Source organism: Cognatishimia sp. MH4019 (assembly GCF_020177595.1).
In the GTDB taxonomy this organism is placed as follows: Bacteria; Pseudomonadota; Alphaproteobacteria; order Rhodobacterales; family Rhodobacteraceae; genus JAHTBL01.
On record NZ_JAHTBL010000003.1, the window covers coordinates 285,068 to 310,108 of the forward strand.

The window sequence follows — 25,041 nt, forward strand, 5'->3', positions numbered from 1 at the left end:
CTTTTGTCTCCAAATACCTCCGCCGGAGGCATCCGCCCTTAGTCAGATGCGCGGGCGTGAAAGATAAAGCCCAACGTGTTCAAAAGCACCTGCGCGGCCAGAATGCCCGTGCTGCCAGTTGGGTCGTAATCCGGGGCGACCTCCACCAGATCAATCCCCACAACTTCGTGGTGCTGCACCGCCTCTTGGAGCAGTTCCAACACCTCGTAATAGAGGAACCCGCCATGGCTCGGCGTGCCGGTGCCCGGCGCAATCGACGGATCAAACCCGTCGATATCAATCGTGATATAGATCTTTGCGCCCTTCGGGATCGTTTCCAGAACCGCCGCACGCCCCTTGTCCCGCATCTGCCGGACCGAGAAGATATGCGTGCCATGCGCCCGCGCATCCTCATACCCCTCCCGGTGGGTCGAGGAGATATTGCGAATGCCCACTTGTGAAATCCCGGTGACATAAGGCTGCTCCACCGCGCGGCGCATGGGGTTGCCATGGCCATTTCGCACGCCGAACCGCTCATCGACAAAATCCAGATGGGCGTCGATTTGCAGAATGTGGAACGGCCCCTGATCGTCCAGCGCCCTTACGCACGGGATATTCACCGAATGATCGCCGCCCAGCACCACTGGCAAGGCACCGGCGGCTGTGATCGCGCGCACGCCCGCCTCAATCGCGGCATGGCCGGCGTCGGTATCGGTGTGCACGATATCCGCATCGCCCATATCTACGATCCGCACATCGCCGCCCAGATAGGTGACGTCATCTTCATGGTCATAGGCGCCCGCATGGCCAAAGCTGAACAGGGTCGAGGCCTCCCGGATCGCGCGCGGTCCGAACCGTGCGCCGGGGCGATACTGCGTGCCGCAATCAAACGGCGCGCCAAGGATCGCGGCATCGGCGTCAATCGCGGTCCAATCGGCCACATAGGGGCGTTTGCCGAACGTGGCGATGCCGACGAAAGGCAGATCAAGGCGGGTGCGCGGTGGCTCTTTTATGCTCATGCGGGAAGTCTGGTCCGAATATTTCGACCCGGCAAGACGCAAGGCGCGCTTTTGCTCTTTCACGAGGCGAATATCCATGAGATATGGCCTTGCCAAACGAACGCGCCAAGGAGACCCCCCATGCACATTCGCGAGGCCCTCACATTCGATGATGTCCTACTGGTTCCGGCGGCCTCCAATGTGCTGCCATCGACCGCCAACACGGCCACAATGGTGACCCGCACAATCGGGATGAACATCCCGCTGCTCAGCTCGGCGATGGACACGGTGACCGAAGGGCGCATGGCGATTGCCATGGCGCAAGCAGGCGGCATGGGCGTGATCCACCGTAATCTTGATGTCGAAGAACAGGCCCGCCAGGTCCGCCGTGTCAAACGCTTTGAATCCGGGATCGTCTATAACCCGATCACCCTGACCCCCGATCAGACCCTGGCCGATGCCAAAGCCCTGCAAGAGCGCTACAAGATCACCGGTTTTCCGGTCGTGAATAGCGATGGCCGCGTGCTGGGCATCGTGACCAATCGCGATATGCGTTTTGCCACGGATGACGATACACCCGTGGCCGTCATGATGACCTCTGACAATCTGGCGATCCTGCAAGAGCCTGCCTCGCTTGAGGATGCGAAATCTCTGATGCGCGAGCGCCGGATCGAGAAGGTTCTGGTGACGGACGCGGCGGGCAAGCTGACCGGTCTGCTGACCATCAAGGACATCGAACAAGCGGTGCTGAACCCCCAAGCCTGCAAGGACAGTCTGGGCCGGTTGCGCGTGGCGGCGGCCTCTACTGTGGGTGATGCGGGCTTTGAGCGGTCTGAGGCGTTGGTGGATGCAGGCGTCGACCTGTTGGTAATAGACACCGCGCACGGCCATTCCGAAGGCGTTGCCGCCGCGGTGGAGCGTGCCAAGTCGCTGTCCAATGAAGTGCAGATCGTGGCAGGTAATGTCGCCACGGGCGAGGCGACCCGCGCGCTGATCGGCGCTGGTGCAGACGCGATCAAAGTGGGCATTGGTCCCGGTTCCATCTGCACAACGCGCATGGTGGCGGGGGTGGGCGTTCCGCAACTCACCGCAATTTCAGATTGCGCCGAGGCGGCCTCTGCGACAGGCACACCCGTGATTGCCGATGGTGGGATCAAGTTTTCCGGGGACTTCGCCAAGGCCATAGCAGCAGGCGCCCATTGCGCCATGGTTGGCTCGATGATCGCGGGCACGGATGAAAGCCCAGGCGAGGTGATCCTTTATCAGGGTCGGTCGTTCAAATCCTATCGTGGCATGGGTTCACTTGGTGCGATGGCGCGCGGCTCGGCGGATCGGTATTTTCAGAAGGATGCGGCCAGCGACAAGCTGGTGCCGGAAGGGATCGAAGGGCAGGTGCCGTATAAAGGCTCTGCCGGGGCGGTCATTCACCAACTCGTCGGCGGCCTGCGTGCCGCCATGGGCTATACTGGCTGCGCCACTGTCGAAGAGATGCGCACCAAATGCGAGTTCGTGAAGATCACCGGGGCCGGGCTGAAAGAAAGCCATGTCCACGATGTGCAGATCACCCGCGAAAGCCCGAATTACCGGGGATCTTAGGACTTTACAGGGCGATCTTTATGCAGATTCCAGGGTGGTTAGCTGTCCTCGATCACCTTGCGCGCCACGCGAAAGCATTCCAGCGCTTGCGGCACCCCGCAATAGATGCCGATCACATGGATGATCGCGCGGATCTCGTCCTGGCTGACGCCGTTATTGATCGCGCCGCGGCAATGGGTTTCCCATTCTGCCATTTTACCCAAAGCGCCGATCATCGACAGGTTCATCATTGAGCGCGTCTTGGCGTCGATCACATCATCGCCCCAGCCAAACCCCCAGCACCACGCTGTCATCGCTTCTTGAAAGGGGCGGGTGAAGTCATCGGCCTTGGCCAGGTTCTTCTCGACATATTCAGCGCCAAGCGTCGCCTTGCGCTGTTCCAGACCCTTGAGAAACAGGTCTTCGTCAAAAGTGCTCATGCGCTACGCTCCCAGCTTGATTGCGACGTTTTTCGTCTGCACGTAATTCCACAAGGCCTCACGGCCTTTCTCGCGACCATAGCCTGATTTGCCGTAACCGCCGAAGGGGGTTTCCACACCGCCCGCATACCATTCGTTCACAAAGACCTGACCTGCGCGCAGCTGACGGGCGGCACGGGTGGCCCGGTCAAGATCACGCGTGAAAACACCGCCGACCAGCCCGTAAGATGTGCCGTTGGCCATCCCGATCGCCTCGTCATCCGAGGAAAACCTCAGCACCGACAGCACAGGCCCGAACACCTCTTCACTTGCGATGGCCATATCCGGCGTCACATCGGTGATAATCGTGGGCTCCAGAAACGCGCCGGAAATGTTTGGCTTGCGTCCGCCGGTTGCCACGCGCGCCCCGTCGGTTTGGGCCTGGCCGACCATGGCGGCCGCGCGGTCGCGCTGCGCCTCTGACACCATCGCGCCCATGGTTGCGCCAAACTCCGGCTGCTCAATGCCCGGTTTCACGCTCAGCGATTTCGCCACGCCCACCATCCGCTCGACCAGCGCGTCATGGATGCTGTCATGCACGATGACCCGGCTCATGGCCGAGCAGACTTGCCCCGCGTTGAAGTAAATGCCCCAACGCACGTCATTCTCGAACGCCTCAAGATCGGCGTCATCATGGACAATCGCTGCGGATTTACCGCCCAGTTCCAGCACGCAAGGCACCACGTTCTGCGCAGCCGCCGTGGCGATGGCGATCCCCGTGGGCACGGATCCGGTAAAGACGATCTGGTTCACATCCCGATGGGCCGAGAGGGCGGCACCGGCCTCTTTCCCCAATCCGCACAGGATATTGACGGCGCCGTCTGGCAAACCCGCCGCTTCTGCAGCTTGGGCGAGCCATGCCGTGCTGAGCGGGGTCAGCTCCGGCGTTTTGATCACGCAGGCATTGCCGGTGGCCAAAGCCGCCGACAGCGACCGCGCCGTCATTTCAATCGGGTAGTTCCACGGGATAATCTGCGCCGATACGCCGAATGGCTCGTAGGTTGTAAAATCGAAATAGCCCTTTCCCAACGGGATCGAGCGCCCCTCGACCGTTTCTGCCTGATTGCCGTAATACTCGAAATACCGCGCAGCGCCTTCGATCTCGATCCGCGCCTCCCAAAGCGGCTTGCCTTGCTCCAGCGTCAGCACCTCGGCAATGGCGTCGATATGGTCCAGCAGATAGCGCCCCATCGCTTGCACCATGCGGCCCCGCTCTACCGGGCGCAGGTCCGACAACGCGCCTGACACATGCACCCGCTTTGCGGCTTGCACGGCGCGGTCGACATCCGCGGAGTCTGCCAGTGCCTGCGTGGCCAGCCGCGCGCCTGTGGCGGGGTTGATTACGTCAATCCGCCCTGCGCCGCCGTCGCCCCAGGCGCCGTCAATGTAGTTTTGCCAATACGGCTTTATCTCAGCCATCAATCGCCTCCCGCATCCAGCGTTGCAGATGCATGACCGGATGTTCGGAATTCACACCGCCTTTCGGATCAACCACCAAAGGCCCGGGCCGGTATCCGCGCGAGCCAAGCCCGCGCTGCACGCTTTCGACCAGAGAGATATCTTCCTCGACGGTTGTGGCGCGGTCCTGCACCGCCAAGCGGCGCACCTTCTCGTCATCGGCCCCTTGCAGCGAATACCAGCCCCGCCAGACGACCACGTTTTCCGCATCGACCGCGCGCCAGTGATAGGTGTTCAGCACATTGCCCGGATAGACCTGAAACGAGAACATCGGCCACAGGAACCAACTGGAATATTCGTCAAAATGCGCAAAGCCCGAGCGGATGTCATAGGTCATGTCATCAAGGCTTTGGCATTGTGTCGTGTGGCGCAGGCACATGCCTTGAGGCTGGATGTCGTAGGTCTCGGGCTTGACGACGCCATTGGCGAATGTCGGGTGGTTTAGCGCGCAATGATAGCATTCGGAATAATTCTCGACCGAGACTTTCCAATTGCAGTTCTCTTCGATTTCCACCCATTCCAGCGGGGCCAGATCCGCCCAGTTGGGCACCCAGTCTTCAAGCTCGGCCCGCGTGCCGGGAAACCAATCATCCATGGGAGCGGCCTCCGGGTCCAGATTGACGAAAAGAAATCCCAGAAAGGCCTCTGCGCGCACTTCGGTGAGGCAGACAGAAGATTTGTCGAACCCTTCCACAGCCTTCAGGTTCGGTCCGGCGCGAAGCTGTCCGGTCAACTCATAGGTCCACGCGTGATAAGGGCAAACGACCACGCGAGTGGTGCCTGTGCCGCTGACAAGCTGATGCGCGCGGTGTTGGCAGACATTGTAGAAAACGCGCACCTTGTCGTCGCGCCCCCGGATCGCGAACAGGCTTTCGCCCGCGATCTCGAAAGTTGCATAATCGCCGGTCTTGGCCAGTTCGGACATATGGCAGCCAAACTGCCAGGTCTTTGCCAAAAGCCCGTGCCGTTCGATCTGAAACATCTGTGGGTCGGTATAGTACCGGGCCTCTAGAGAGCGCAGCGGAGCGGTCATGTGTTGTCCTCGTGATACATGCCAAGCTGATGTCTTCTTTTGTGAAATGTCTCGACCCGTTCAACGATCTCATCGCTCGCCACGGAAATGACGAAAGAGAGCAGCGTTTCCAGAAGGGCGACGGTTGTCACGGATGATGGAAAGAACTGCGGTGTGTCGCAGGTGATGACAAAGCCATGATCAGCCAACCGAATGATCGGGCTGGCCGGGCTGTCGGAAATCGCGACCACCCGCATCCCTTGCGCTTTTGCGCGGTTCACGGCCTCGACCACTTCGGCGCGGTAGGGGCGGCAGGTGATGGCGATCAGCACGTCTTTGCCGTCGGCCCAGGCCAGATCATCAATCGCATTTGATCCCGCTTTCGGGATCGCATGAAACCGAACCATGCCCGTTGACGCCAGATAGGTGAAGTTGCGGGCGCTGGAATTGTTCACGCCGACCCCCAGCGTGAACACATTTTCCGAGTTCCAGATCGTTTCCGCAGCGCATTTCAGATCATCAGCCGAGATGCCCGCAAACGTCTCTTCGATATTGCGCAGGGTGGCTTGCACCATGTCGGCATAAAGCCCGCCCAGATCGCCGGATTTGCGGATGTCTTGCAGCCAGCGTGCACGATCGGGAAAATCCGCCGCCCCGCGCCGGATTGCGTCACGGAAGGGGGCGCGGAAATCCTCGTAGCCGTCGAAGCCCACTTGCCGCGCCATGCGCACGACGGTGTTCGGCTTCACGTTGGCGGCTTCGGCAATCTCGCGCACGGTCGACACACCGACATCGCGGGGGTTTTCCAAGACGTAGGTGGCGGCTTTGCGTGCTTCGGGGGTCAGGACCGACAACTCGCCCGCCAACCGCTCCAGAATCGTATTTGATACATTTGTCCCATTCATGATTGACGATGGTATTTTTGTTTGCTTACCGTGTCGAGAGAAAATCGACTCGAAAAAGGAGGGTCGCCCCGTGCCCCAGGATTTCCCCACGCAGGCTCGTGTCGTCATTGTCGGTGGCGGTGTCATGGGCGTCGGCCTTGCCTACCATCTTGGCCACGAAGGGTGGGGAGCCGAGACAGTTCTGCTGGAGAAGGCAGAGCTGACCAGCGGCAGCACATGGCACGCGGCGGGGCAGATCACGCATTCCACGTCCAACTTCGGGCTGGGCAAATGCGTCGACTATAACATCGGTCTTTATTCTGGCGGCCTGGAGGCCGAGACGGGCCAGCCCGTCACATGGCATGGCTGCGGTTCGTTTCGGCTTGCCTATACCGAGGACGAGATGGACTGGCTGCGCCATACGCTTTCGGTCGGTCGTGCCCTTGGGTTCAATATCGACCTGGTCGGGCCTGAGCGCGTGGCTCAGATGCATCCGTTCTACAATCTCGACGGCGTCTTGGGTGCGCTGCACACGCCTGATGACGGCCATGTCGATCCGACGAATGTCACCATGGCGATGGCTGCAGGTGCGCGCCAGAACGGCGTGAGGATCATCCGCCAATGTCGCGCCACGAACATTACGCAGCTGCCGTCGGGCGATTGGCAGGTCGAGACCCCGAAAGGCACGATCACATGTGAACATGTCGTCAACGCAGGTGGAACCTATGCGCGTCAGATGGGCGAATGGTCGGGGCTGCAACTGCCAATGACGTCGATGACGCATCACTACTTCGTCACCGAGCCGGTGCCGGAGTTTGAAGCGCTCGGCACGGAACTGCCGGTGATCCGCGATGACAAGAAAGTCTCGGGTTACATCCGCATGGAGCAAAAGCGCGGATTGATCGGCATCTACGAGAAAGAGAATCCAAACTCTGTCTGGCACGATCATTGTCCGTGGGACTATGAAAACTGGCTCTTTGACGCCGATTATGACCGGGTCATGCCGTATCTTGAGGAAAGCCTGAACCGCATGCCGATCTTTGCCGAACTGGGCATCCAGCGCGAGGTTCATGGCGCGATCAGTCATCCGCCCGATGGCAACCCGCTGATCGGCCCCGCACCGGGGGTGCGCAATTACTGGTGCTGCTGCGGCACGCAAATCGGCATTGGCTGGGGGCCGGGGCTGACCCGTGAGCTGGCCCGCTGGATGGTCCACGGGGCCGCCGATATCTCTATGCGCGAATACGATCCACGCCGGTTTGGCAGCTATGCGACAAAGGACTGGCAGGTCGTGAAGGCGCGAGAAGACTACTGCCTGCGTCACGAAATCCCGTTTCCGCATTTCAACCGCCTTGCAGGTCGCCCGATCAAACCGTCGCCCCTTCATGAGGTGCTCAAATCGAAGGGCGCCGTGTATGAAGAGGTTTACGGGTTCGAACGCCCGCGCTGGTTTGCCAAAGGAGGCGTGCCGCAAGAGGATCACTATTCCTTCAACCGCACCATTGTGGACGCCATCGTCGCGGCAGAGGTCAAAGCCGTGCGCGAAAAGGCCGGCCTGATTGACGTGACCGCCTTTACCAAGGTTCTTGTCGAAGGCCCTGACGCCTATGCGCTGCTCGACCGGCTCACCGCTAATCGGATGCCCCAAAAGCAAGGCTCAATCACGCTGACCCATATGCTCAACCGCGCGGGCCGGATCGAGCTGGAAACCACGATTGTGCGGATGGCCGATGATCAGTTCTATCTGGTCTGCGCTGCCTTTTTCGAGCAACGCCTGCTGGATCATCTGGACACCCAGCGCGACGGGGATGCGGTTACCATCACCGCGCGCTCTGCCGAATGGGCGGCCCTTGCACTGAATGGCCCGAACGCCCGCGATATTCTTGAGGTCTGCACCGATGCGGACTTGAGCAATGCCGGGTTTCGCTGGCTTTCGGCGCAGGAAATCACTGTTGCAGGCCATGATATCTGGGCCTTTCGGATGTCCTATGCGGGCGAGTTGGGATGGGAGTTTCACATGCCCAACGTCGCCTGTCTTGACGTCTACAACGCGCTCTGGGCCGCGGGGCAATCGCACGGGCTGATCGACTACGGCTCTTTCGCAATGAATGTCATGCGGATGGAGAAAGGCTTTAAAGGCGCAGGCGAGTTGACCAATGAAGTGACGCTTGCCGAGGCTGATGTCTTGCGCTTTGCGCGCAGCGACAAGACCTATCTGGGCAAGGACAAGACGCTGAACACCGACCTGCCTTGGGTCTGCGCCTATCTCGAAATCGAGCCTGACGGGAAGGCCGATGGCCATGGCGGCGAAGCGGTGCTGATGGAGGGCGACGTCGTCGGCTCTACCGCGTCTGTGGCTTATGGCCCGACCGTCGGCAAGATCCTTGCCTTTGCCTATATCAAGCCGCACGCCGCAAAGCCCGGCACCGCTTTGGAGGTTGTGATCCACGGCACCCCGCGCCCTGCGCGGGTTCTCGCAGAGCCGGCCTATGACCCTCAAGGTCTCAAGCCGCGGGTCGATGCGACGGTGCTGGCATGAGCGTGCCGGACACCATGACGGCCATGGTCACGATGGGTCATGGCGATCTTGACCAGATCGTGCTGCACACCGACTGGCCGCGCCCGACCCCTGCATCTGGTGAAGTGCTGATCCGCGTCGGCGCCTGCGGGCTGAACAACACTGACGTGAACACCCGGTCCGGCTGGTATTCCAAGACGGTGACCGAGGCCACAACCGGCGGAGCTTTCGATGAGGTTGGTGAAGATGACCCCACATGGGGTGGTGCGCCGATCAGTTTTCCGCGCATTCAGGGTGCGGATGTCTGCGGCGTGATCGTCGCTGTGGGTGCGGGGGTCAATCCCGCGCGCGTGGGCGAACGGGTCATCACCGATAACTGGCTGCGCGACGCGGACGCGCCGGATGATCTTGGCAAAACAGGCTATTTCGGCTCTGAGCGCGACGGTGGCTTTGCAGAGTTCACCACGATCCCCGCGCGCAACGCGCTTGCGGTCCGCTCGCAGATGACTGATGTCGAGCTTGCGACTTTTTCATGCTCTTACTCGACGGCCGAAGGGATGCTGACCCGCGCCAAGGTCACCGCGAAAGATACCGTTCTTGTTCCCGGTGCGTCCGGCGGGGTTGGCGGCGCGCTGGTGCAACTTGCCAAACGCCGCGGCGCGCGCGTTATCGCCATGGCGTCCGAGGTAAAACATGCGCAGGTTGCCGCTTTCGGTCCCGACATGTTGCTGCCCCGCGCGCCAGACGACCTGCGCGCCGCCCTGAAAGGCGAACAGATCACCGTGGTTGCCGATATTGTCGGCGGGCCGTATTGGCCCAAATTGATCGACATTCTCGAACGCGGTGGGCGTTACACGTGCTCGGGTGCGATTGCGGGGCCTATGGTCACGCTTGATCTGCGCACTTTCTATTTGCGCGATCTCAGCTTTCTGGGCTCCACCGTGATCCCGCCTGAGGTCATGCCGAACCTGATCCGCTATATCGAAGCGGGAGAGATCAGACCCGCGTTGGCCGCGACCTACAAGCTGACCGATCTTCGCGAGGCTCAAGCGGCGTTTATCGCCAAGACCCATACCGGCAATATCGTGGTGACGCCGTGATCCTCGGCGGCATCTCTGCCGCCCATGGGGCGAAGCGGCACAATGGCCAGCTTCGCGTGCCAGATATTCGTGATTTTGAAGCCCGCGGCACGCCTGCAGCGGAGTGTGCACGATGAAGATCACGCGTCTTTCGGTCTACCATGTCGATCTTCCATTGGAGCATCCTTACTGGATCTCCGGTGGGCGGCTTAAACATGAAGTGCTCGACGCGACATTCGTGAAGATGGAGACAGATGCGGGTTTGATCGGCTGGGGCGAAGGCACGCCCTGGGGTCATACCTATGTGCCTGCCCACGGTCCCGGCATCCGCGCAGGGATCGAGACTATGGCGCCTTTCGTATTGGGGCTGGACCCGCGGCGCGTGCTGGATGTGGAACGCGCGATGGATCTCGCGCTGCCCGGCCATCTTTATGCAAAAAGCCCTCTCGACATGGCCTGCTGGGATATCGCGGGCCAAGCTGCTGGTCTGCCCATCGCTGATCTGATGGGCGGTGGATCACGCACACCGCGTCCCATAGCATCTTCTGTCGGGGCCAGGACAGTCGCGGACACCCGCGCGGTGATTGAGCGCTATCGCCAGCGCGGCTATGTCGCGCATTCAGTCAAGATTGGCGGCGATGTGGCCCGCGATATCGCCCGCATCCGCGACGTTGAAGCGATCCGCCGCGATGGCGAGATTGTGCTTTATGACGTCAATCGGGGCTGGAGCCGGGCGCAGGCCTTGCAAGTCATCTCTGCCACGCAAGACCTGACGGTGATGTTCGAGCAACCTTGCGAGACCCTTGATGATATCGCCGCCATCTCGGGCAAACACGCAGCCCCCGTCAGCGTCGATGAAAGCCTTGTCACCTTGCAAGACGCTGCCCGGATCGCTCGCGACGGGTTGGCCGAAGTGTTCGGCATCAAACTCAATCGGGTCGGTGGGCTTACCAAGGCCGCGCGGCTTCGCGATGTGGCGCTGGCCCATGGCATCGACATGTTCGTGATGGCGACCGGTGGCACGGTGTTGGCCGATACCGAAGCGCTCCATCTTGCGGCCACGATCCCTGATGCGCATTGCCACGCGGTTTGGGCCTGTCAGGACATGATCACAACCGAGATTGCAGGCGGCCGGGGACCACGCAACATTGATGGCCACCTGCATCTGCCCGAAAGCCCCGGCCTTGGCGTGCATCCCGATGAAGACGCGCTTGGCGATCCGGTCGCGGTCTATTCATGAAAGTCGCCAAGATCACCCTTTGGTCCGTCGATCTGAGCAGTCACGAGACCTACTACATGGCCGACGGGAAGACATGCGCAACGGTCAAAACCCATGTGCTGTGTCTTGAGACCGATACCGGCCTGCGCGGTTGGGGCGAGGTCTGCCCGATCCCGCATTATCTGCCCGCATTTGCCGATGGCATCCCCAGCGCGCTCACGGAAATGGCTCCGGAAATCTTGGGCGTCTCGCCCTTTGGTGTCGATGCTCCGATGCGCAAACTTGATGGATATCTTCCAGGTCACAGCGCTGCGAAATCTATTGTCGACATGGCCTTTTGGGATTTGTTTGGCCGCGCTACCGATCAACCGCTCTATACGCTTCTGGGCGGGCGCACGCGCAAGGACATGCCGCTTTACCATTCTATCACCTGTGTCGCCCCGGACGAGATGGCCCGCATCGCCCGCGAGGCTTTTGCGACCGGCATTCGCCAGTTTCAGGTCAAACTTGGTGCGGATGCGGATTGGCAGGCAGATGCCGAACGGCTTATCAAGGTACGTGAGGCTGTGGGCGAGGGGCCGATCGTCTATGGTGACTGGAATTGCGGCGCATCCAAATTGCAGGCCACACGTACCGGGCGCGCTGTGTGCGATCTCGATATCATGCTCGAACAGCCCTGCAAGACATTGCCCGAATGCGCGGCCGTGCGCCAAGCGACCAGCTTGCCGATGAAAATTGACGAATTGGTCTTCGATCTTGCGTCGCTTCTACAGGCCAATGATCTGGGCTGCCTTGACGCGGTTGCGCTGAAACTGTCGAAGTTCGGCGGACTGTCTGCCATGCGCCGCGCGCGGGACCTGACTGTGCATCTGGGCGCGCAAATCTGTGCCGAATGCACATGGGGGTCGGATATCGTGACGGCGGCATCCCTTCATTTTGCGGCCTCAACGCCCCGAGGGGCATTGCTCAACACCTGCGATCTGTCGTCTTATGTGGCACCACGTCTGTGCCGGGATGCCCCAACCCGTTCGCAGGGGCGCATTGCGCCGCCCGAAGGCCCCGGTCTGGGCGTGATACCTGATAAAGACGTCCTAGGACGCCCATTGCTGGAGCTAAGCTGACCGATGCAAAAGATGACATCGCAAACCGAATGGATCACCCGCGCACAAGCCGTTCTGCCTGCTGGCGGATTCGGGAATTTTGATCCCGGCATTATCATCGCACGAGGCGAGGGTAGCCGCGTTTGGGATGAGGATGGCACCGAATATGTCGACTACCTCATTGGCTCTGGCCCCATGCTGTTGGGCCATGGCCATCCCGAAGTGATGGAAGCCGTTCTGGAGCAGCTTCCCCTTGGTATGACGTTTTTTGCCAATAACGCCAAAGGGATCGAACTGGCCGAAGCCATCGTGGAGGCCGTACCCTGCTGCGAGCAGGTGCGCTTTGTGGCTTCGGGCGGTGAAGCGGATATGTATGCGATCCGTCTGGCGCGCGCCTATACGGGCCGCGACAAAATCCTGAAATTCGAAGGTGGCTATCACGGGATGAGTGCCGAGGCCCAGATGAGCCTTGCTCCCGAAAAGCGCGTGAATTTCCCGCAAGCCGTACCGGACAGTGCAGGTATTCCTCAAAGTGTCGCTGATCAAATGCTGATCGCGCCGTTCAATGATCTTGCCGCGGTCGAGGCGCTTTTGTCCGAACATAGCGACATTGCCGCGATCATCGCAGAGCCTTTGCAGCGCATCGTTCCGCCTGAACCCGGCTTTCTGCAAGCTCTTCGTGATCTGTGCGACAAGCACCACGTCCTGTTGATCTTCGACGAAATCGTCACCGGGTTCCGTCTTGCCTATGGCGGCGCGCAGGAGCGCTATGGTGTGACGCCTGATATCTGTACGCTGGGCAAGATCATCGGCGGTGGCTTTCCTTTGGCCGCCCTTGGGGCCAGCGCCGACATCATGCGCCATTTCGACAAAGGCGTGGTGGGCGGTGACAAATGGTTGATGCAGCTTGGCACCTTATCCGGCAATCCTGTGGCTGCAGCAGCAGGCCTCAAAACGATGGAGGTGCTGGCCCGGCCCGGTGCTTACGGGCAACTGCGAGAGACAGGGCAGGCATTGCAGAAAATGCAATCCGATGCGTTGAACGCCGCCGGTATCCCGCATCAAATCTGTGGTGATGAGACGCTTTTTGACATCTTCTTCACGGCCACCCCCTGTCGGGACTACCGCTCGGCTCATCACGATGATCCGAACCGGAATGCCGTTTACAACACTGCGTTGCGCGCCCACGGGGTTTTCAAGTCTCCGGGCAAACTCTACCCGTCGCTGGCCGTTACTGACGCCGATCTGGACATGACGAAGCATGCGATTTCAAAGGCTGTAGAGGCGTTAGAGCAAAGCTGAGCCGTCCGTTTCGGGGCGCGATTTGGGTAGCGCGACGCCAAAGGCGTGTCGCGCGATCGTAAAGCGGAAGACAGCGTTTGAACTTGGTGGCAGAAACAGCGATGGATGCGGGATCTGCACCAGAGTGAGACGTGATGACATTGAGTGAACGACCGTGACCCCGGCTGCGCGTATCAATGCCGCGATTGAAGTGCTGGACCGCATCCAAACCGGCGCGCTTGCCAGCCGTGTTCTAACCGAGTGGGAGCGCAGGAACCGATATGCCGGGTCCAAGGATCGGGCTGCGATTGCCGACATCATCTATGACGTTCTGAGACGAAAGCGCAGTCTGGCCGCGCGTGGTGGCGGTGCGGATGGTCGCGCGTTGATGCTGGGCTATCTGCGGGACTTGGAACAGGATCCAGAGACCGTCTTTGGGGTGGGCCGTTACGCACCTGATCCGCTGACAGAGGCCGAGCGATCCGCAGGCCATCTGCCCGCGGAAGGGACTGCGGAAGAGGCCGACATTCCCGAATGGCTCTGGCCTGATTTGCAGGCCTCTTTGGGGCCGCGAACGCAGCAGATCGCAGGCGAGATGCAAAAGCGCGCGCCGATCCATCTTCGGGTCAATCTGACCAAACTGACCCGCGACCGCGCCATCCGCATCTTGTCCGAGCAAGGTATTGAAGGGCGTCCGCACCCGCTCTCTCCCACGGCGATCGAGATCGTGGAGGGGGCTCGGAAAGTCAAAAATGCAAAAGCGTATCTGGATGGTATGGTCGAGCTGCAGGATGCGTCATCCCAGGCCGTTTCCGATCTGGTTCCGCTCAAGCCGGGTCAGACCCTTCTGGATTTCTGTGCCGGAGGGGGCGGCAAAACCCTTGCCATTGCCGGGCGGGTTACCGGTGTTTTCGTCGCGCATGACGCCGAGCCGCGCAGGATGAACGATCTGCCTGCACGGGCCGACCGGGCAGGGGCCGCCATCAAGCGCGTGTCCTCGGCTGAGCTGGGCCTGATCGCTCCTTTTGACACGGTGCTGGTTGATGCCCCATGTTCGGGCAGTGGGTCGTGGCGCCGTGATCCCCAAGGCAAATGGCTCCTGACGCGCAAAAAACTGGATCAAACGATCCGCATTCAGAGAGATATTCTTGAAACCACTGCCGCTCTGGTCAGACCGCAGGGGCATCTGGTCTATGCAACCTGCTCCTTGTTGGCGGCTGAAAACCAGGATCAGATCGCGGCCTTTCTGGCGCAGCACCCGGAATTTTCGATGTCTTTCGAACAGCAGTTCACGCCTTTGAATGGCGGTGATGGTTTCTACTGCGCAGTTCTTCTAAGGGATTGATTTTGTGAGCTGGGATTGCGAGGCTGTTGAGGTGTCACTGCTTCACGCGACAGTTTTTAACGTGCGTTGAAAGCACGAGGGTGCCGACCAAAGCGCCATCCGTGGCAAAAGCCCGGCGCGGCAATGCCGCGCATCCAAGATAAATCATCTTATAATTGCACTTAATACCGCTAAGGTTGAAAGACCCGGCTTAAGGCCGCGTTAACACTTCCTGCCCGATAACAAAGGGCATGATTCTATTTGGAGGCTGGACGTGGGTCAGACCGATATCTCAACGGGCATGATTTCCCGCACAGCCGTGATGCTGTCTCCACGCGCCGCATTTTTGGGCGTCATTGGATTTTTGGTGGTGGCCGCGTCTTATGCACTTAACAATCTCATTGGCCTGATTGCTCTCGGCGCGGGGATGACGATGATCGTAATCTTCGCAGGTATCCGCCTGATCGCCTGGCGCCACACGCGCACGATAGGCAGTTTGAAGGATGGTTTGGCGGTTCTGATCGACAAAGATCCTGCCCCCAGCCTTCTGTCGGATCGCGAAGGGGTTGTTCACGTCTCCAACCGGGCCGCGATGGATCGTTTTACCGCCTCGTCTGAAACGGTCGCGGGTAAGTTGGCGAATGTGATCACCACGCCCGCCAATGTGATTTCGCGCATGCAAAACAAGGCCGAAGGGTTCGGCAGCGCGCGCGAAGATATCGTGACCCGGCGGGGGCATGTCCGGCTGGTCGTTCACCGTGTCGGGGACGCAGATTTTTTGTGGCGGCTTGAAGATATCGCGGATCGCCCGGCCAGTGCGCGTGGGGCCGATGGTATCAATCTGCCCATGCTGACGGCCAGCAGATCCGGCACCATTCTCTTTATGAACGAGGCGAGCCGCAGATTGCTGGGCGGTCGCGTCAAATCCTTGGACCGTGTCTTTCGCCAGTTGCCTTTGGTGTCAGGCGAAGTGCATGAAGTCGATACAGAGAAGGGCACCCTGAAAGCGCGGGTCGCTGTTATTCCGGGTGCAACCGACCGCCAGGAAATCTATCTTCTGCCGGGGGATCATGCAGGTTCCTCCGCTGCAATGTCAGACCCGGCCAGCGTGTTCGAGGACATTCCCGTTCCACTGCTGCGGATCAATGAAAGCGGGGCGGTCACGGCCTGCAACCGTCTTGTGCGCGATATTTTTGACGGTCAGAATGTCTCGGACCGTATGATGTGGGACCTTGTCGATGGCCTCGGCCGCTCTGTGCGGGAATGGCTGCAAGAGGCGTTTGAAGGCCGCGCCCGCCGCCAAGCCGTTTTCCTGCGCGTCAAAAACGCCTCGCCCGAGGTGTTTTTGCAAGTCACGCTGACGAAGGTTGTGGATGACGGCACGGCGTCTCTTGTCGCCTTGCTGACCGATGCCACCGAGCTGAAAACGCTAGAGGCGCAATTTGTGCAAAGCCAGAAGATGCAGGCGATCGGCCAGCTTGCAGGCGGGGTGGCGCATGATTTCAACAATCTTCTGACTGCGATTTCGGGTCATTGCGACTTGCTGCTTTTGCGCCACGATCAAGGCGACGAGGATTTTGGCGATCTGACGCAAATCAGTCAGAACGCCAATCGCGCGGCCTCTCTTGTGGGCCAGCTGCTGGCCTTCTCGCGCAAACAAAACCTGCAACCTCAAACAATGGACCTGCGGGATACGTTGGCAGATCTGACGCATCTGTTGAACCGTCTTGTGGGAGAGAAGACAACGCTCTCGTTCTCTCATGATCCCAGTCTGATGCCGATCCGCGCTGACAAGCGTCAACTTGAACAGGTCATGATGAACCTCGTCGTGAACGCCCGCGACGCGATGGAGCAGGGCGGTGAGATCAGGATCGAAACCGAAGCGGTCGTTCTTCAAGACGACCTGAGCCGTGATCGCGCGACAGTGCCGGCGGGGCGATATTCCATCGTGCGGGTGCATGACCAAGGTATTGGCATTCCCGCGGACAAGCTGACCAAGATATTCGAGCCCTTCTATACGACCAAGCGAACCGGCGAAGGGACGGGCCTTGGCCTTTCGACAGTTTACGGCATCATCAAACAGACTGGCGGATTCATTTTTGTCGATTCCGTGGCATCGGTCGGCACGACCTTCAGCCTGTATTTTCCCGTGCGCGAGCATTCTGAACTGACCGCTCGCGCGATCCCGGCACCTGTGGTCGAACCGCTCCGGGCGCGGGCGGATGGTGTGGTTTTGCTGGTGGAAGACGAAGCGCCGGTGCGTGCATTCGCATCGCGCGCCCTGCAACTCAAAGGGTTCACGGTGATAGAGGCGGATTGTGCAGAGGCGGCATTGGACTTGCTGACAGACAAGGATCTTGAGGTCGATGTCTTTGTCACAGACGTCATCATGCCCGGTATGGACGGCCCGAGCTGGGTCAAGAAAGCGCTGGAAGACCGCCCTGACGTCCGGGTGGTTTTTGTGTCCGGCTATGCCGAGGATTCGATCGCGGACAATCAGGCGAGCATCCCGAATTCGGTCTTCCTGCCAAAGCCATTCTCGCTGACGGATTTGACCACGACAGTGCATCACCAACTGCACTGATGCGGCGCGCGAAAGTTTGGCAGCGGAACGTCACCGGAACTCAGTTCGAAAGACTTTCCCAAAGGTCATATTCGGAGGAGAGCTTGCGCCGCAGCTTTCGCTCGGTCTTGGGTTCGAGTGACAGCTCTTTCTTCGGGGACACGTTGCGGCGATCCAAAGCGAAATCGACCTGAAGTCTTTCTTTCAGAAAGGCAATCAACACGTCTTGATCGTTGTATCGAAACAGATGATCGACACTGTCCGCTCCTTTCGCACCAGTAAGAAATCTCGCTTGTGATCCGACGGCTGCGAAAGAAGGGCGGTTGCCCTGACAATAGGCCAGCGCAAACTCATCGAAACTGATTTCGGCGGTACTGTTCGGGTTGCCGTCCAGAAAGGGTCGGCTGCGAAAGCGATACCAGCTGCCCAACCACTCAATCGGCTCTCGCATAACGGCCAGTGTTTCGATGTCATCGGCCCCTGCGACCCTGAACATCGGGCGAAAAAATCGGTTATAGCGCTGGATCGTTGTGTGCTTCAGCGTCGTCGGATCCGACACGACAATATCCGCGCGTTCCCGCAAAGCTTCCTGATAGGCGGTGCTGCCAGTTTTCGGGGTTGCCAGGAAGGCAAGTTTTTCTTTCCAGAAAACAAGCATTTAGGTCTGCTCTCCACAGTTTTTCTGCGCGTTGATCTGGTCCGTAAACTACCTGTTAACCGCTTCGCGCGAAAGTCATTGCGTAAATTTATTGTTGAAATGTTCTCTTTTTGATCTCATAAGGAGTGAGAACAAGAGGCGAACAAAAGCAAAGATTGCCGCCCCAATGGCGGTATGAAATAAGGATGGCAACCCAATGGCAATGGCAGATATTTCCGGCATGACCGATAAAAAAGCGACCGACAAACAAAAGGCGCTCGACAGCGCGTTGGCCCAGATCGAACGTCAGTTCGGCAAGGGCTCGATCATGAAGCTTGGCGCGGGCCAAGCCATTCAGGAGATTGAGGCGACATCGACCGGCTCGCTGGGCCTTGATATCGCTCTGGGCATAGGTGGTCTGCCCAAGGGCCGCATTGTTGAGATTTATGGCCCCGAAAGCTCGGGCAAGACGACGCTGACCCTGCATTGTGTGGCCGAAGAACAGAAAAAAGGCGGTGTGTGCGCCTTTGTTGATGCGGAACACGCGCTGGACCCGCAATACGCCAAGAAGCTGGGCGTTAACCTTGAGGAATTGCTGATCTCGCAGCCTGACACTGGTGAGCAGGCTTTGGAGATTGTCGACACGCTTGTCCGCTCGGGTGCGGTGAACATGGTCGTCGTGGATTCGGTGGCCGCCCTGACGCCGAAATCCGAATTGGAAGGCGATATGGGCGACAGCTCGGTCGGTGTGCATGCGCGCTTGATGAGCCAGGCGATGCGCAAACTGACCGGATCGATCGCGCGCTCGAATTGCATGGTGATTTTCATCAACCAGATTCGCATGAAGATCGGTGTGATGTTTGGCAGCCCTGAGACAACGACGGGAGGCAACGCGCTGAAATTCTACAGTTCGGTCCGTTTGGATATCCGTCGGATTGGTGCCCTGAAAGATCGTGACGAAGTGGTCGGCAACGCCACCCGTGTCAAGATCGTCAAAAACAAGGTCGCGCCACCCTTCAAGCAGGTCGAATTTGACATCATGTATGGCGAAGGCATCTCGAAAATGGGCGAGTTGCTGGATCTGGGCGTCAAGGCCGGGATTGTCGAGAAGTCGGGCGCGTGGTTCTCCTATGGGGACGAGCGGATCGGGCAGGGGCGTGAGAACGCAAAAACCTTCCTGAAGGAAAACAGCCGCACCGCGCTGGAGATCGAAGACAAAATCCGCGCCGCCCACGGCCTCGATTTCGAGATGCCCCCGGAAGAAGCCAAGGGCGAAGGCCTGGACGGTGACGGGGACGTGCTGGAAAGCTGATCGTGACATAATGAATGATGAAAGGGCTGGCCACGCGCCAGCCCTTTTCTTGTTGTGGACACTCCCCATCAGCAGGGCTATCTCAGGGAGGTCCGAGACCCGCCGCGAAAGAAGCCCATGCCTACGCTGAATGATATCCGTTCGACCTTTCTGAATTACTTTGAAAAACAAGGGCATAGGATCGTCCCGTCAAGCCCGCTTGTGCCGCGCAACGATCCAACCTTGATGTTCGCCAATTCGGGTATGGTTCAGTTCAAGAACCTGTTTACCGGGTTGGAGCATCGCGACTACACCCGCGCGACCACTGCACAGAAATGCGTGCGCGCGGGCGGCAAGCATAATGACCTCGACAATGTGGGCTACACGATGCGGCACCACACGTTTTTCGAGATGATGGGCAACTTTTCGTTTGGCGATTATTTCAAGAACCAGGCGATCCCGTTTGCGTGGGACGTGATTACCAAAGAGCTTGATATTCCTAAGGAAAAGTTGGTCGTTACTGTTTACCACGATGATGATGAGGCCGCCGATATTTGGAAGAAGGTTGCCGGGTTCAGCGATGACCGGATCATTCGCATCGCCACGGATGACAATTTCTGGATGATGGGGCCAACCGGACCTTGTGGCCCGTCTTCTGAGATTTTCTTTGATCACGGCGATCATATCTGGGGCGGTCCTCCGGGCTCGCCCGAGGAAGATGGCGACCGGTTTGTCGAAATCTGGAACCTCGTCTTCATGCAGTATGAGCAGTTCGAGGATGGCACGCGCTACCCACTTCCCAATCAGTCGATTGATACGGGGATGGGGATCGAACGGGTCGCGGCGCTGTTGCAAGGCACGAATGACAATTACGCGACGGATCTGATGCGCAGCCTGATCGAGGCATCGGCCAACGCGTCCTCCACCGATCCGGATGGCCCCGGCAAGACCCATCACCGGGTGATCGCCGATCACCTCCGCTCGACCTCTTTCCTGATTGCTGATGGTGTGATGCCCAGCAATGACGGGCGCGGCTATGTGCTTCGCCGGATCATGCGGCGCGCGATGCGGCATGCGCATTTGCTGGGTGTAAAAGACCCGCTGATGTATCGGCTTGTCCCTGCGCTGGTCGGCCAGATGGGGGCGGCCTATCCTGAATTGGGTCAGGCGCAGGCGTTGATTGAAGAGACGTTGAAGCTGGAAGAGACCCGTTTCAAACAAACATTGGAGCGCGGGCTGCGCTTGCTGGATGACGAATTGGACGGCTTGCCAGAAGAGGCGGCGTTGCCGGGCGAGGCGGCTTTCAAGCTTTATGATACCTACGGCTTCCCGCTGGATTTGACGCAGGATGCCCTGCGCGAAAAGGGACGTTCGGTCGATACCGACGGCTTTGATGCCGCCATGGCCGAGCAAAAGGCCAAGGCGCGTGCGGCGTGGTCAGGCTCGGGCGAGACGGCAGATGCGACGGTATGGTTCGATATTGCCGATACGTCCGGGACAACGGATTTTCTGGGCTACGACACCGAAGTGGCGGAAGGTCAGATAGTGGCTTTGGTGCAGGATGCGGCTGAGGTCGAGACAGCTAAAGCGGGTCAATCGGTGCAGGTCGTTCTGAACCAGACGCCGTTCTATGCAGAGAGCGGTGGTCAGGTTGGTGACAGCGGCGTGCTGAAAACGGACACCGGTCGCGTGACGATTACGGATACGCGCAAAGTTGCGGGGGTCTTCATTCATATCGGTGAAGTGGCTGAGGGAGAGGTCGTCAAAGGGCAGGGCGCGGAACTGGAGGTTGATCACGGTCGCCGCACCGCGATCCGCGCCAACCACTCGGCGACGCATTTGCTGCATGAAGCGCTGCGCAAGGCGCTTGGCGATCACGTTGCACAGCGCGGATCGCTGAATGCCGAGGATCGCCTGCGGTTCGATTTCAGTCATGGCAAGGCGCTGACAGCCGCTGAACTGAAGGGCATCGAGGAAGAGGTGAATGCCTATATTCGTCAGAACGCGCCGGTTGAGACGCGGATCATGACGCCCGATGATGCGCGCGAGCTCGGAGCGCAGGCGCTCTTTGGTGAGAAGTACGGCGACGAGGTGCGCGTCGTGTCGATGGGGCGTGAGGTTGGATCGGGCAAAGGCAGCGACGGGGCGACCTATTCGCTTGAGCTTTGCGGGGGCACCCATGTGCGGCAAACCGGCGATATCGGTGTCTTCGTAACGCTGGGGGACAGCGCCTCCAGTGCGGGTGTGCGCCGGGTCGAAGCGCTGACTGGAGAGGCGGCGTTTCGCTATCTCAGCGATCAGGATCATCGTTTGTCCGACGTCGCGTTGGCGCTCAAGGCACGGCCTGAGGAGGTCGGCGACCGCGTCAAGGCACTGATGGACGAGCGTAAGGCACTGGCCAATGAGGTCGCTCAGTTGCGCCGCGAATTGGCGATGTCCGGTGGTTGTCAGGCTGAGGTAAAGGCCAAAGATATCAATGGCGTGGCGTTCATAGCTCAAGTGCTTTCTGGTGTGACTGGCAAGGATTTGCCTGCGCTCGTGGATGAGCACAAGGCGCAACTGGAAAGCGGCGCGGTGTTGTTGATTGCGGATGCGGACGGCAAAGCAGCCGTAGCCGCGGGTGTGACGAAGGACCTGACCGACACCGTCTCGGCGGTCGATCTGGTAAAGGCCGCTGTGGTTGAACTTGGCGGTAAAGGCGGCGGTGGCCGGCCTGACATGGCGCAGGGTGGCGGTAAGAACGCCGCCAACGCAGATGCCGCAATCAAGGCGGCGGAAGCTGTCATTGGAGGATAAGATGGGTGCTTTGTGGATTGCACATGTGACGGTGACGGACGAGGCGGCTTACGCTGAATATGCGAAACGCGCGACCGTTGCGATTGCTGAGCATGGTGGCGTGTTTCTGGCGCGCGGCGGCAAGTACGAACAGCTAGAGGGCAGGGACCGCCCGCGCAATGTCGTGGCACGGTTCGAAAGCCTTCAGGCGGCTCATGACTGCTACCATTCGGACGCTTATCAAGAGGCGTTGAGTTACGCCAAAGGCGCGTCCGAACGGGATCTGATGATCCTTGAAGAACTGGAATAGGTAAAGGGCGCCGCAACGGGCGCCCTTTTCATATCAGCTTGCGCGGGCTTGGCGCTTGCGCTCATGCGGGTCCAGATAGCGCTTGCGCAGGCGGATCGCGTTGGGCGTCACTTCGACCAGTTCGTCATCGTCGATATAGGCAATCGCCTCTTCCAGCGACATTTTTACAGGGGTCGTGAGGCGGACGTTTTCGTCGGTGCCAGAGGCCCGGACGTTGGTCAGCTTCTTGCCCTTGAGCGGGTTCACCTCAAGATCGTTTTCGCGGCTGTGTTCACCGATAATCATGCCCTGATAGACGTCTTCTTGCGCGCCGATGAAGAACTTGCCGCGGTCCTCAAGATTGAAGATCGCATAGGCCACGGACACCCCGTTCTCCATCGAGATCAGCACGCCTGCGCGACGGCCGGGGATCGGGCCTTTATGCGGGGCCCAGTCGTGGAAGACGCGGTTCAGGACGCCTGTGCCGCGCGTGTCGGTCAGAAACTCGCCGTGATAACCGATCAGGCCGCGCGACGGGACATGGGCGATGATGCGGGTTTTGCCACTGTTTTGCTTCATCTCGACCAGCTCGCCTTTGCGCGCGCCAGTGATCTTTTCGATGACCGAGCCGGAATATTCATCATCGACATCAATCGTGACTTCCTCGATCGGCTCATGGCGCTGACCGTCGATCTCTTGGAACAGCACCTGCGGGCGCGAGATTGACAGTTCGAACCCCTCGCGGCGCATGTTTTCGATCAGAACGCCCATCTGCAATTCGCCGCGCCCGGCCACTTCGAAGGCTTCGCCGCCCGGTGTGTCGGTGATGCGGATGGCGACGTTGGATTCGGCTTCCTTCATCAGACGTTCGCGGATCACGCGGGATTGGACCTTCTTGCCGTCGCGGCCCGACAAAGGGCTGTCGTTGATGCCAAAAGTGACGGTGATCGTGGGTGGGTCAATGGGCTGGGCGTCGAGCGGCGTATCCACTTCGGGCGCGCAGATCGTATCGGCCACGGTGGCTTTGGTCATCCCGGCGAGGCTGACGATATCGCCGGCTTCGGCCACGTCGATGGGCGATTGCGCCAGACCGCGAAACGCCATGATCTTGGTCACGCGGAACTGTTCGATCTTGTCGCCTTCGCGCGACAGCGCTTTGACGGTTTCGCCTGTTTTCAGCGTTCCGCTTTCCACGCGACCTGTCAGCAGACGGCCGATGAACGGGTCGGACCCCAGCGTGGTGACGAGCATGGTAAACGGCTCAGCCTGACGCTGGATTTGCGCGGGCGCGGGGACGTGATCGACAACAAGATCAAAGAGCGCAGAGAGGTCCTTGCGCGGGCCATCCAGTTCAGCGTCGCACCAGCCGTTGCGGCCAGAGGCGTAGAGCGCGGGGAAATCCAGCTGCTCTTCATTGGCATCGAGGTTGGCGAAGAGATCGAACACCTCGTCCAGCGCGCGGTCGGGTTCGGCGTCGGGCTTGTCGACCTTGTTCAGAACCACAATCGGGCGCAGACCCAAGGCCAGCGCTTTGGAGGTCACGAATTTCGTCTGGGGCATCGGGCCTTCGGCCGCATCGACCAGCAAAACAACGCCGTCGACCATGCTCAGGATACGCTCCACCTCGCCGCCGAAATCGGCGTGGCCGGGGGTGTCGACGATGTTGATGCGGGTGTTGTTCCACTCAACCGAAGTGGCTTTGGCAAGGATCGTGATGCCGCGTTCGCGCTCCAGATCGTTGCTGTCCATGGCGCGTTCGGTGGTCGCCTGGTTCTCGCGATAGGTGCCGGATTGCTTGAGAAGCTCGTCCACCAGCGTCGTCTTGCCGTGGTCCACGTGAGCGATGATTGCGATGTTGCGCAGGTCCATTGGGTCAGCCTTCATAAGGGAGTTGCGCGCCGCATACACTGCACATGCAGCATTGGCTAGGGGGAAAGGCGTGTGCCGTGTGGGCGTGACTGAAATGCCCTAGCTGCCCAGATAGCGGTCTTTGCGATGATTGATCGCGATCAGCACATTGATCACCACAGCCCCCAGCAGCGAATAAAGCACGACCGATGCGGGGAACAGGATGAAGGCTACGCCGAAGATCACCAGATCGACGCCCAATTGCATCCAGCCTGCGGGGAAGTTGGTGCGATCCTGAATGAGCAGAGCAACAACGCCCAGCCCGCCCATGGAGCCGCCATGGCGGAAGATCACCAACAGGCCCGTGCCGGTGACAAGCCCGAAGATCAGCGCGCCCAGTGCAGGCTCCAGCTGCTCAAAGACCAGACCCATCGGGATCAGTTCGGTCAAAAGCGCAAGGGCGGCAACGCAGCCGAGGGATTTCAGCGTGAACGCGCGGCCCATGCGGGTCCAAGCGAGCCAGTAAAACGGAAGGTTGATCAGCAGGAATACCAACCCGAAGCTATAGCCCGTCAAATAGGAGAGGATCACCGCAATGCCTGCCATCTGCCCGGTGATCAGCCCTAGATGGGTCAGAATCGTCAGCCCCAGAGCGCAGAAAAACACGCCCGTGGAGAGGCCTTGGGCATCTTCCAAGGGGCTGTGTCTGACCGCTTTGGGGTCGGGAAAGGG

General features: G+C 59.7%; 19 protein-coding genes. 11 read left to right on the forward strand and 8 right to left on the reverse strand.

Features of this window, described 5'->3' with window-relative positions; translation table 11 throughout:
* Positions 1 to 38: 38 nt before the first annotated feature.
* Positions 39 to 998 (reverse strand): agmatinase, encoded by a 960-nt coding sequence (gene speB / locus KUW67_RS07515; protein ID WP_224824783.1) that lies wholly within the window; start codon positions 996 to 998, stop codon positions 39 to 41.
* A gap of 120 nt (positions 999 to 1,118) precedes the next feature.
* Between speB and guaB the strand changes: the two genes are divergently transcribed.
* On the forward strand, positions 1,119 to 2,573 hold the full coding sequence (gene guaB / locus KUW67_RS07520) for an IMP dehydrogenase (protein ID WP_224824680.1): 1,455 nt from the start codon (positions 1,119 to 1,121) through the stop codon (positions 2,571 to 2,573).
* Between the two features lie 38 nt (positions 2,574 to 2,611).
* Here guaB and KUW67_RS07525 read toward each other — a convergent pair whose 3' ends face one another.
* The 4 genes from KUW67_RS07525 to KUW67_RS07540 are packed head-to-tail and all read right to left on the reverse strand — an operon-like array spanning position 2,612 to position 6,406.
* On the reverse strand, positions 2,612 to 2,992 hold the full coding sequence (locus KUW67_RS07525) for a carboxymuconolactone decarboxylase family protein (protein WP_224824681.1): 381 nt from the start codon (positions 2,990 to 2,992) through the stop codon (positions 2,612 to 2,614).
* 3 nt (positions 2,993 to 2,995) lie between these two features.
* On the reverse strand, positions 2,996 to 4,450 hold the full coding sequence (locus KUW67_RS07530) for an aldehyde dehydrogenase family protein (protein ID WP_224824682.1): 1,455 nt from the start codon (positions 4,448 to 4,450) through the stop codon (positions 2,996 to 2,998).
* Positions 4,443 to 5,522, reverse strand: coding sequence for an aromatic ring-hydroxylating dioxygenase subunit alpha (locus tag KUW67_RS07535; RefSeq protein ID WP_224824683.1), 1,080 nt, complete (start codon positions 5,520 to 5,522; stop codon positions 4,443 to 4,445). The genes KUW67_RS07530 and KUW67_RS07535 overlap by 8 nt, the downstream gene beginning before the upstream one ends.
* Positions 5,519 to 6,406 carry a MurR/RpiR family transcriptional regulator gene (locus KUW67_RS07540; protein ID WP_224824684.1) on the reverse strand — a complete coding sequence of 296 codons (888 nt, stop codon included), beginning with the start codon at positions 6,404 to 6,406 and terminating at the stop codon, positions 5,519 to 5,521. Before KUW67_RS07540 ends, KUW67_RS07535 begins: the two co-directional genes overlap by 4 nt.
* A 70-nt stretch (positions 6,407 to 6,476) precedes the next feature.
* Between KUW67_RS07540 and KUW67_RS07545 the strand changes: the two genes are divergently transcribed.
* The 7 genes from KUW67_RS07545 to KUW67_RS07575 all read left to right on the forward strand — a co-directional run bounded on the left by KUW67_RS07545 (position 6,477) and on the right by KUW67_RS07575 (position 17,490).
* Entirely contained in the window at positions 6,477 to 8,924 is a 2,448-nt protein-coding gene (locus KUW67_RS07545) for an FAD-dependent oxidoreductase (RefSeq protein WP_224824685.1), read from the forward strand.
* Positions 8,921 to 10,003, forward strand: coding sequence for an alcohol dehydrogenase family protein (locus tag KUW67_RS07550; protein WP_224824686.1), 1,083 nt, complete (start codon positions 8,921 to 8,923; stop codon positions 10,001 to 10,003). The genes KUW67_RS07545 and KUW67_RS07550 overlap by 4 nt, the downstream gene beginning before the upstream one ends.
* Before the next feature lie 112 nt (positions 10,004 to 10,115).
* Entirely contained in the window at positions 10,116 to 11,222 is a 1,107-nt protein-coding gene (locus tag KUW67_RS07555; protein ID WP_224824687.1) for a mandelate racemase/muconate lactonizing enzyme family protein, read from the forward strand.
* The gene (locus KUW67_RS07560) at positions 11,219 to 12,322 is read left to right on the forward strand and encodes a mandelate racemase/muconate lactonizing enzyme family protein (RefSeq protein WP_224824688.1); all 1,104 of its coding nucleotides are present in this window, start codon (positions 11,219 to 11,221) and stop codon (positions 12,320 to 12,322) included. The genes KUW67_RS07555 and KUW67_RS07560 overlap by 4 nt, the downstream gene beginning before the upstream one ends.
* Before the next feature lie 3 nt (positions 12,323 to 12,325).
* A complete protein-coding gene (locus KUW67_RS07565; RefSeq protein ID WP_224824689.1) occupies positions 12,326 to 13,603 on the forward strand; it encodes an aspartate aminotransferase family protein in 1,278 nt (425 codons plus the stop codon).
* 154 nt (positions 13,604 to 13,757) lie between these two features.
* The gene (locus KUW67_RS07570; protein WP_224824690.1) at positions 13,758 to 14,927 is read left to right on the forward strand and encodes an RsmB/NOP family class I SAM-dependent RNA methyltransferase; all 1,170 of its coding nucleotides are present in this window, start codon (positions 13,758 to 13,760) and stop codon (positions 14,925 to 14,927) included.
* A gap of 280 nt (positions 14,928 to 15,207) precedes the next feature.
* Positions 15,208 to 17,490, forward strand: coding sequence for an ATP-binding protein (locus KUW67_RS07575; RefSeq protein WP_370634934.1), 2,283 nt, complete (start codon positions 15,208 to 15,210; stop codon positions 17,488 to 17,490).
* 40 nt (positions 17,491 to 17,530) lie between these two features.
* Here the strand turns inward: KUW67_RS07575 and KUW67_RS07580 are convergent, their stop codons facing one another.
* Entirely contained in the window at positions 17,531 to 18,127 is a 597-nt protein-coding gene (locus KUW67_RS07580) for a gamma-glutamyl kinase (protein ID WP_224824691.1), read from the reverse strand.
* Between the two features lie 196 nt (positions 18,128 to 18,323).
* On the opposite strand from KUW67_RS07580, the gene recA reads away from it, so the two are divergent.
* From recA to KUW67_RS07595, 3 genes are all read left to right on the forward strand, one after another.
* Entirely contained in the window at positions 18,324 to 19,418 is a 1,095-nt protein-coding gene (recA, locus tag KUW67_RS07585; protein ID WP_370634927.1) for a recombinase RecA, read from the forward strand.
* Between the two features lie 117 nt (positions 19,419 to 19,535).
* The gene (alaS, locus tag KUW67_RS07590) at positions 19,536 to 22,193 is read left to right on the forward strand and encodes an alanine--tRNA ligase (RefSeq protein WP_224824692.1); all 2,658 of its coding nucleotides are present in this window, start codon (positions 19,536 to 19,538) and stop codon (positions 22,191 to 22,193) included.
* Position 22,194: 1 nt separating this feature from the next.
* Positions 22,195 to 22,482 carry a DUF1330 domain-containing protein gene (locus KUW67_RS07595; RefSeq protein WP_224824693.1) on the forward strand — a complete coding sequence of 96 codons (288 nt, stop codon included), beginning with the start codon at positions 22,195 to 22,197 and terminating at the stop codon, positions 22,480 to 22,482.
* A gap of 33 nt (positions 22,483 to 22,515) precedes the next feature.
* Here KUW67_RS07595 and typA read toward each other — a convergent pair whose 3' ends face one another.
* Positions 22,516 to 24,330 (reverse strand): translational GTPase TypA, encoded by a 1,815-nt coding sequence (typA, locus tag KUW67_RS07600; RefSeq protein ID WP_224824694.1) that lies wholly within the window; start codon positions 24,328 to 24,330, stop codon positions 22,516 to 22,518.
* A 99-nt stretch (positions 24,331 to 24,429) separates the two neighbouring features.
* On the reverse strand, positions 24,430 to 25,005 hold the full coding sequence (locus tag KUW67_RS07605; protein WP_370634928.1) for a YitT family protein: 576 nt from the start codon (positions 25,003 to 25,005) through the stop codon (positions 24,430 to 24,432).
* Positions 25,006 to 25,041: the final 36 nt, after the last annotated feature.

Coding starts and splice junctions, on each gene's coding strand:
- typA (WP_224824694.1), bottom strand. CDS start 24,330: ATGGACCTGCGCAACATCGCAATCATCGCTCACGTGGACCACGGCAAG.
- KUW67_RS07535 (WP_224824683.1), bottom strand. CDS start 5,522: ATGACCGCTCCGCTGCGCTCTCTAGAGGCCCGGTACTATACCGACCCA.
- alaS (WP_224824692.1), top strand. CDS start 19,536: ATGCCTACGCTGAATGATATCCGTTCGACCTTTCTGAATTACTTTGAA.
- KUW67_RS07530 (WP_224824682.1), bottom strand. CDS start 4,450: ATGGCTGAGATAAAGCCGTATTGGCAAAACTACATTGACGGCGCCTGG.
- KUW67_RS07540 (WP_224824684.1), bottom strand. CDS start 6,406: ATGAATGGGACAAATGTATCAAATACGATTCTGGAGCGGTTGGCGGGC.
- KUW67_RS07565 (WP_224824689.1), top strand. CDS start 12,326: ATGCAAAAGATGACATCGCAAACCGAATGGATCACCCGCGCACAAGCC.
- recA (WP_370634927.1), top strand. CDS start 18,324: ATGGCAATGGCAGATATTTCCGGCATGACCGATAAAAAAGCGACCGAC.
- KUW67_RS07575 (WP_370634934.1), top strand. CDS start 15,208: ATGATTTCCCGCACAGCCGTGATGCTGTCTCCACGCGCCGCATTTTTG.
- KUW67_RS07550 (WP_224824686.1), top strand. CDS start 8,921: ATGAGCGTGCCGGACACCATGACGGCCATGGTCACGATGGGTCATGGC.
- speB (WP_224824783.1), bottom strand. CDS start 998: ATGAGCATAAAAGAGCCACCGCGCACCCGCCTTGATCTGCCTTTCGTC.
- KUW67_RS07525 (WP_224824681.1), bottom strand. CDS start 2,992: ATGAGCACTTTTGACGAAGACCTGTTTCTCAAGGGTCTGGAACAGCGC.
- KUW67_RS07555 (WP_224824687.1), top strand. CDS start 10,116: ATGAAGATCACGCGTCTTTCGGTCTACCATGTCGATCTTCCATTGGAG.
- KUW67_RS07595 (WP_224824693.1), top strand. CDS start 22,195: ATGGGTGCTTTGTGGATTGCACATGTGACGGTGACGGACGAGGCGGCT.
- KUW67_RS07580 (WP_224824691.1), bottom strand. CDS start 18,127: ATGCTTGTTTTCTGGAAAGAAAAACTTGCCTTCCTGGCAACCCCGAAA.
- guaB (WP_224824680.1), top strand. CDS start 1,119: ATGCACATTCGCGAGGCCCTCACATTCGATGATGTCCTACTGGTTCCG.
- KUW67_RS07560 (WP_224824688.1), top strand. CDS start 11,219: ATGAAAGTCGCCAAGATCACCCTTTGGTCCGTCGATCTGAGCAGTCAC.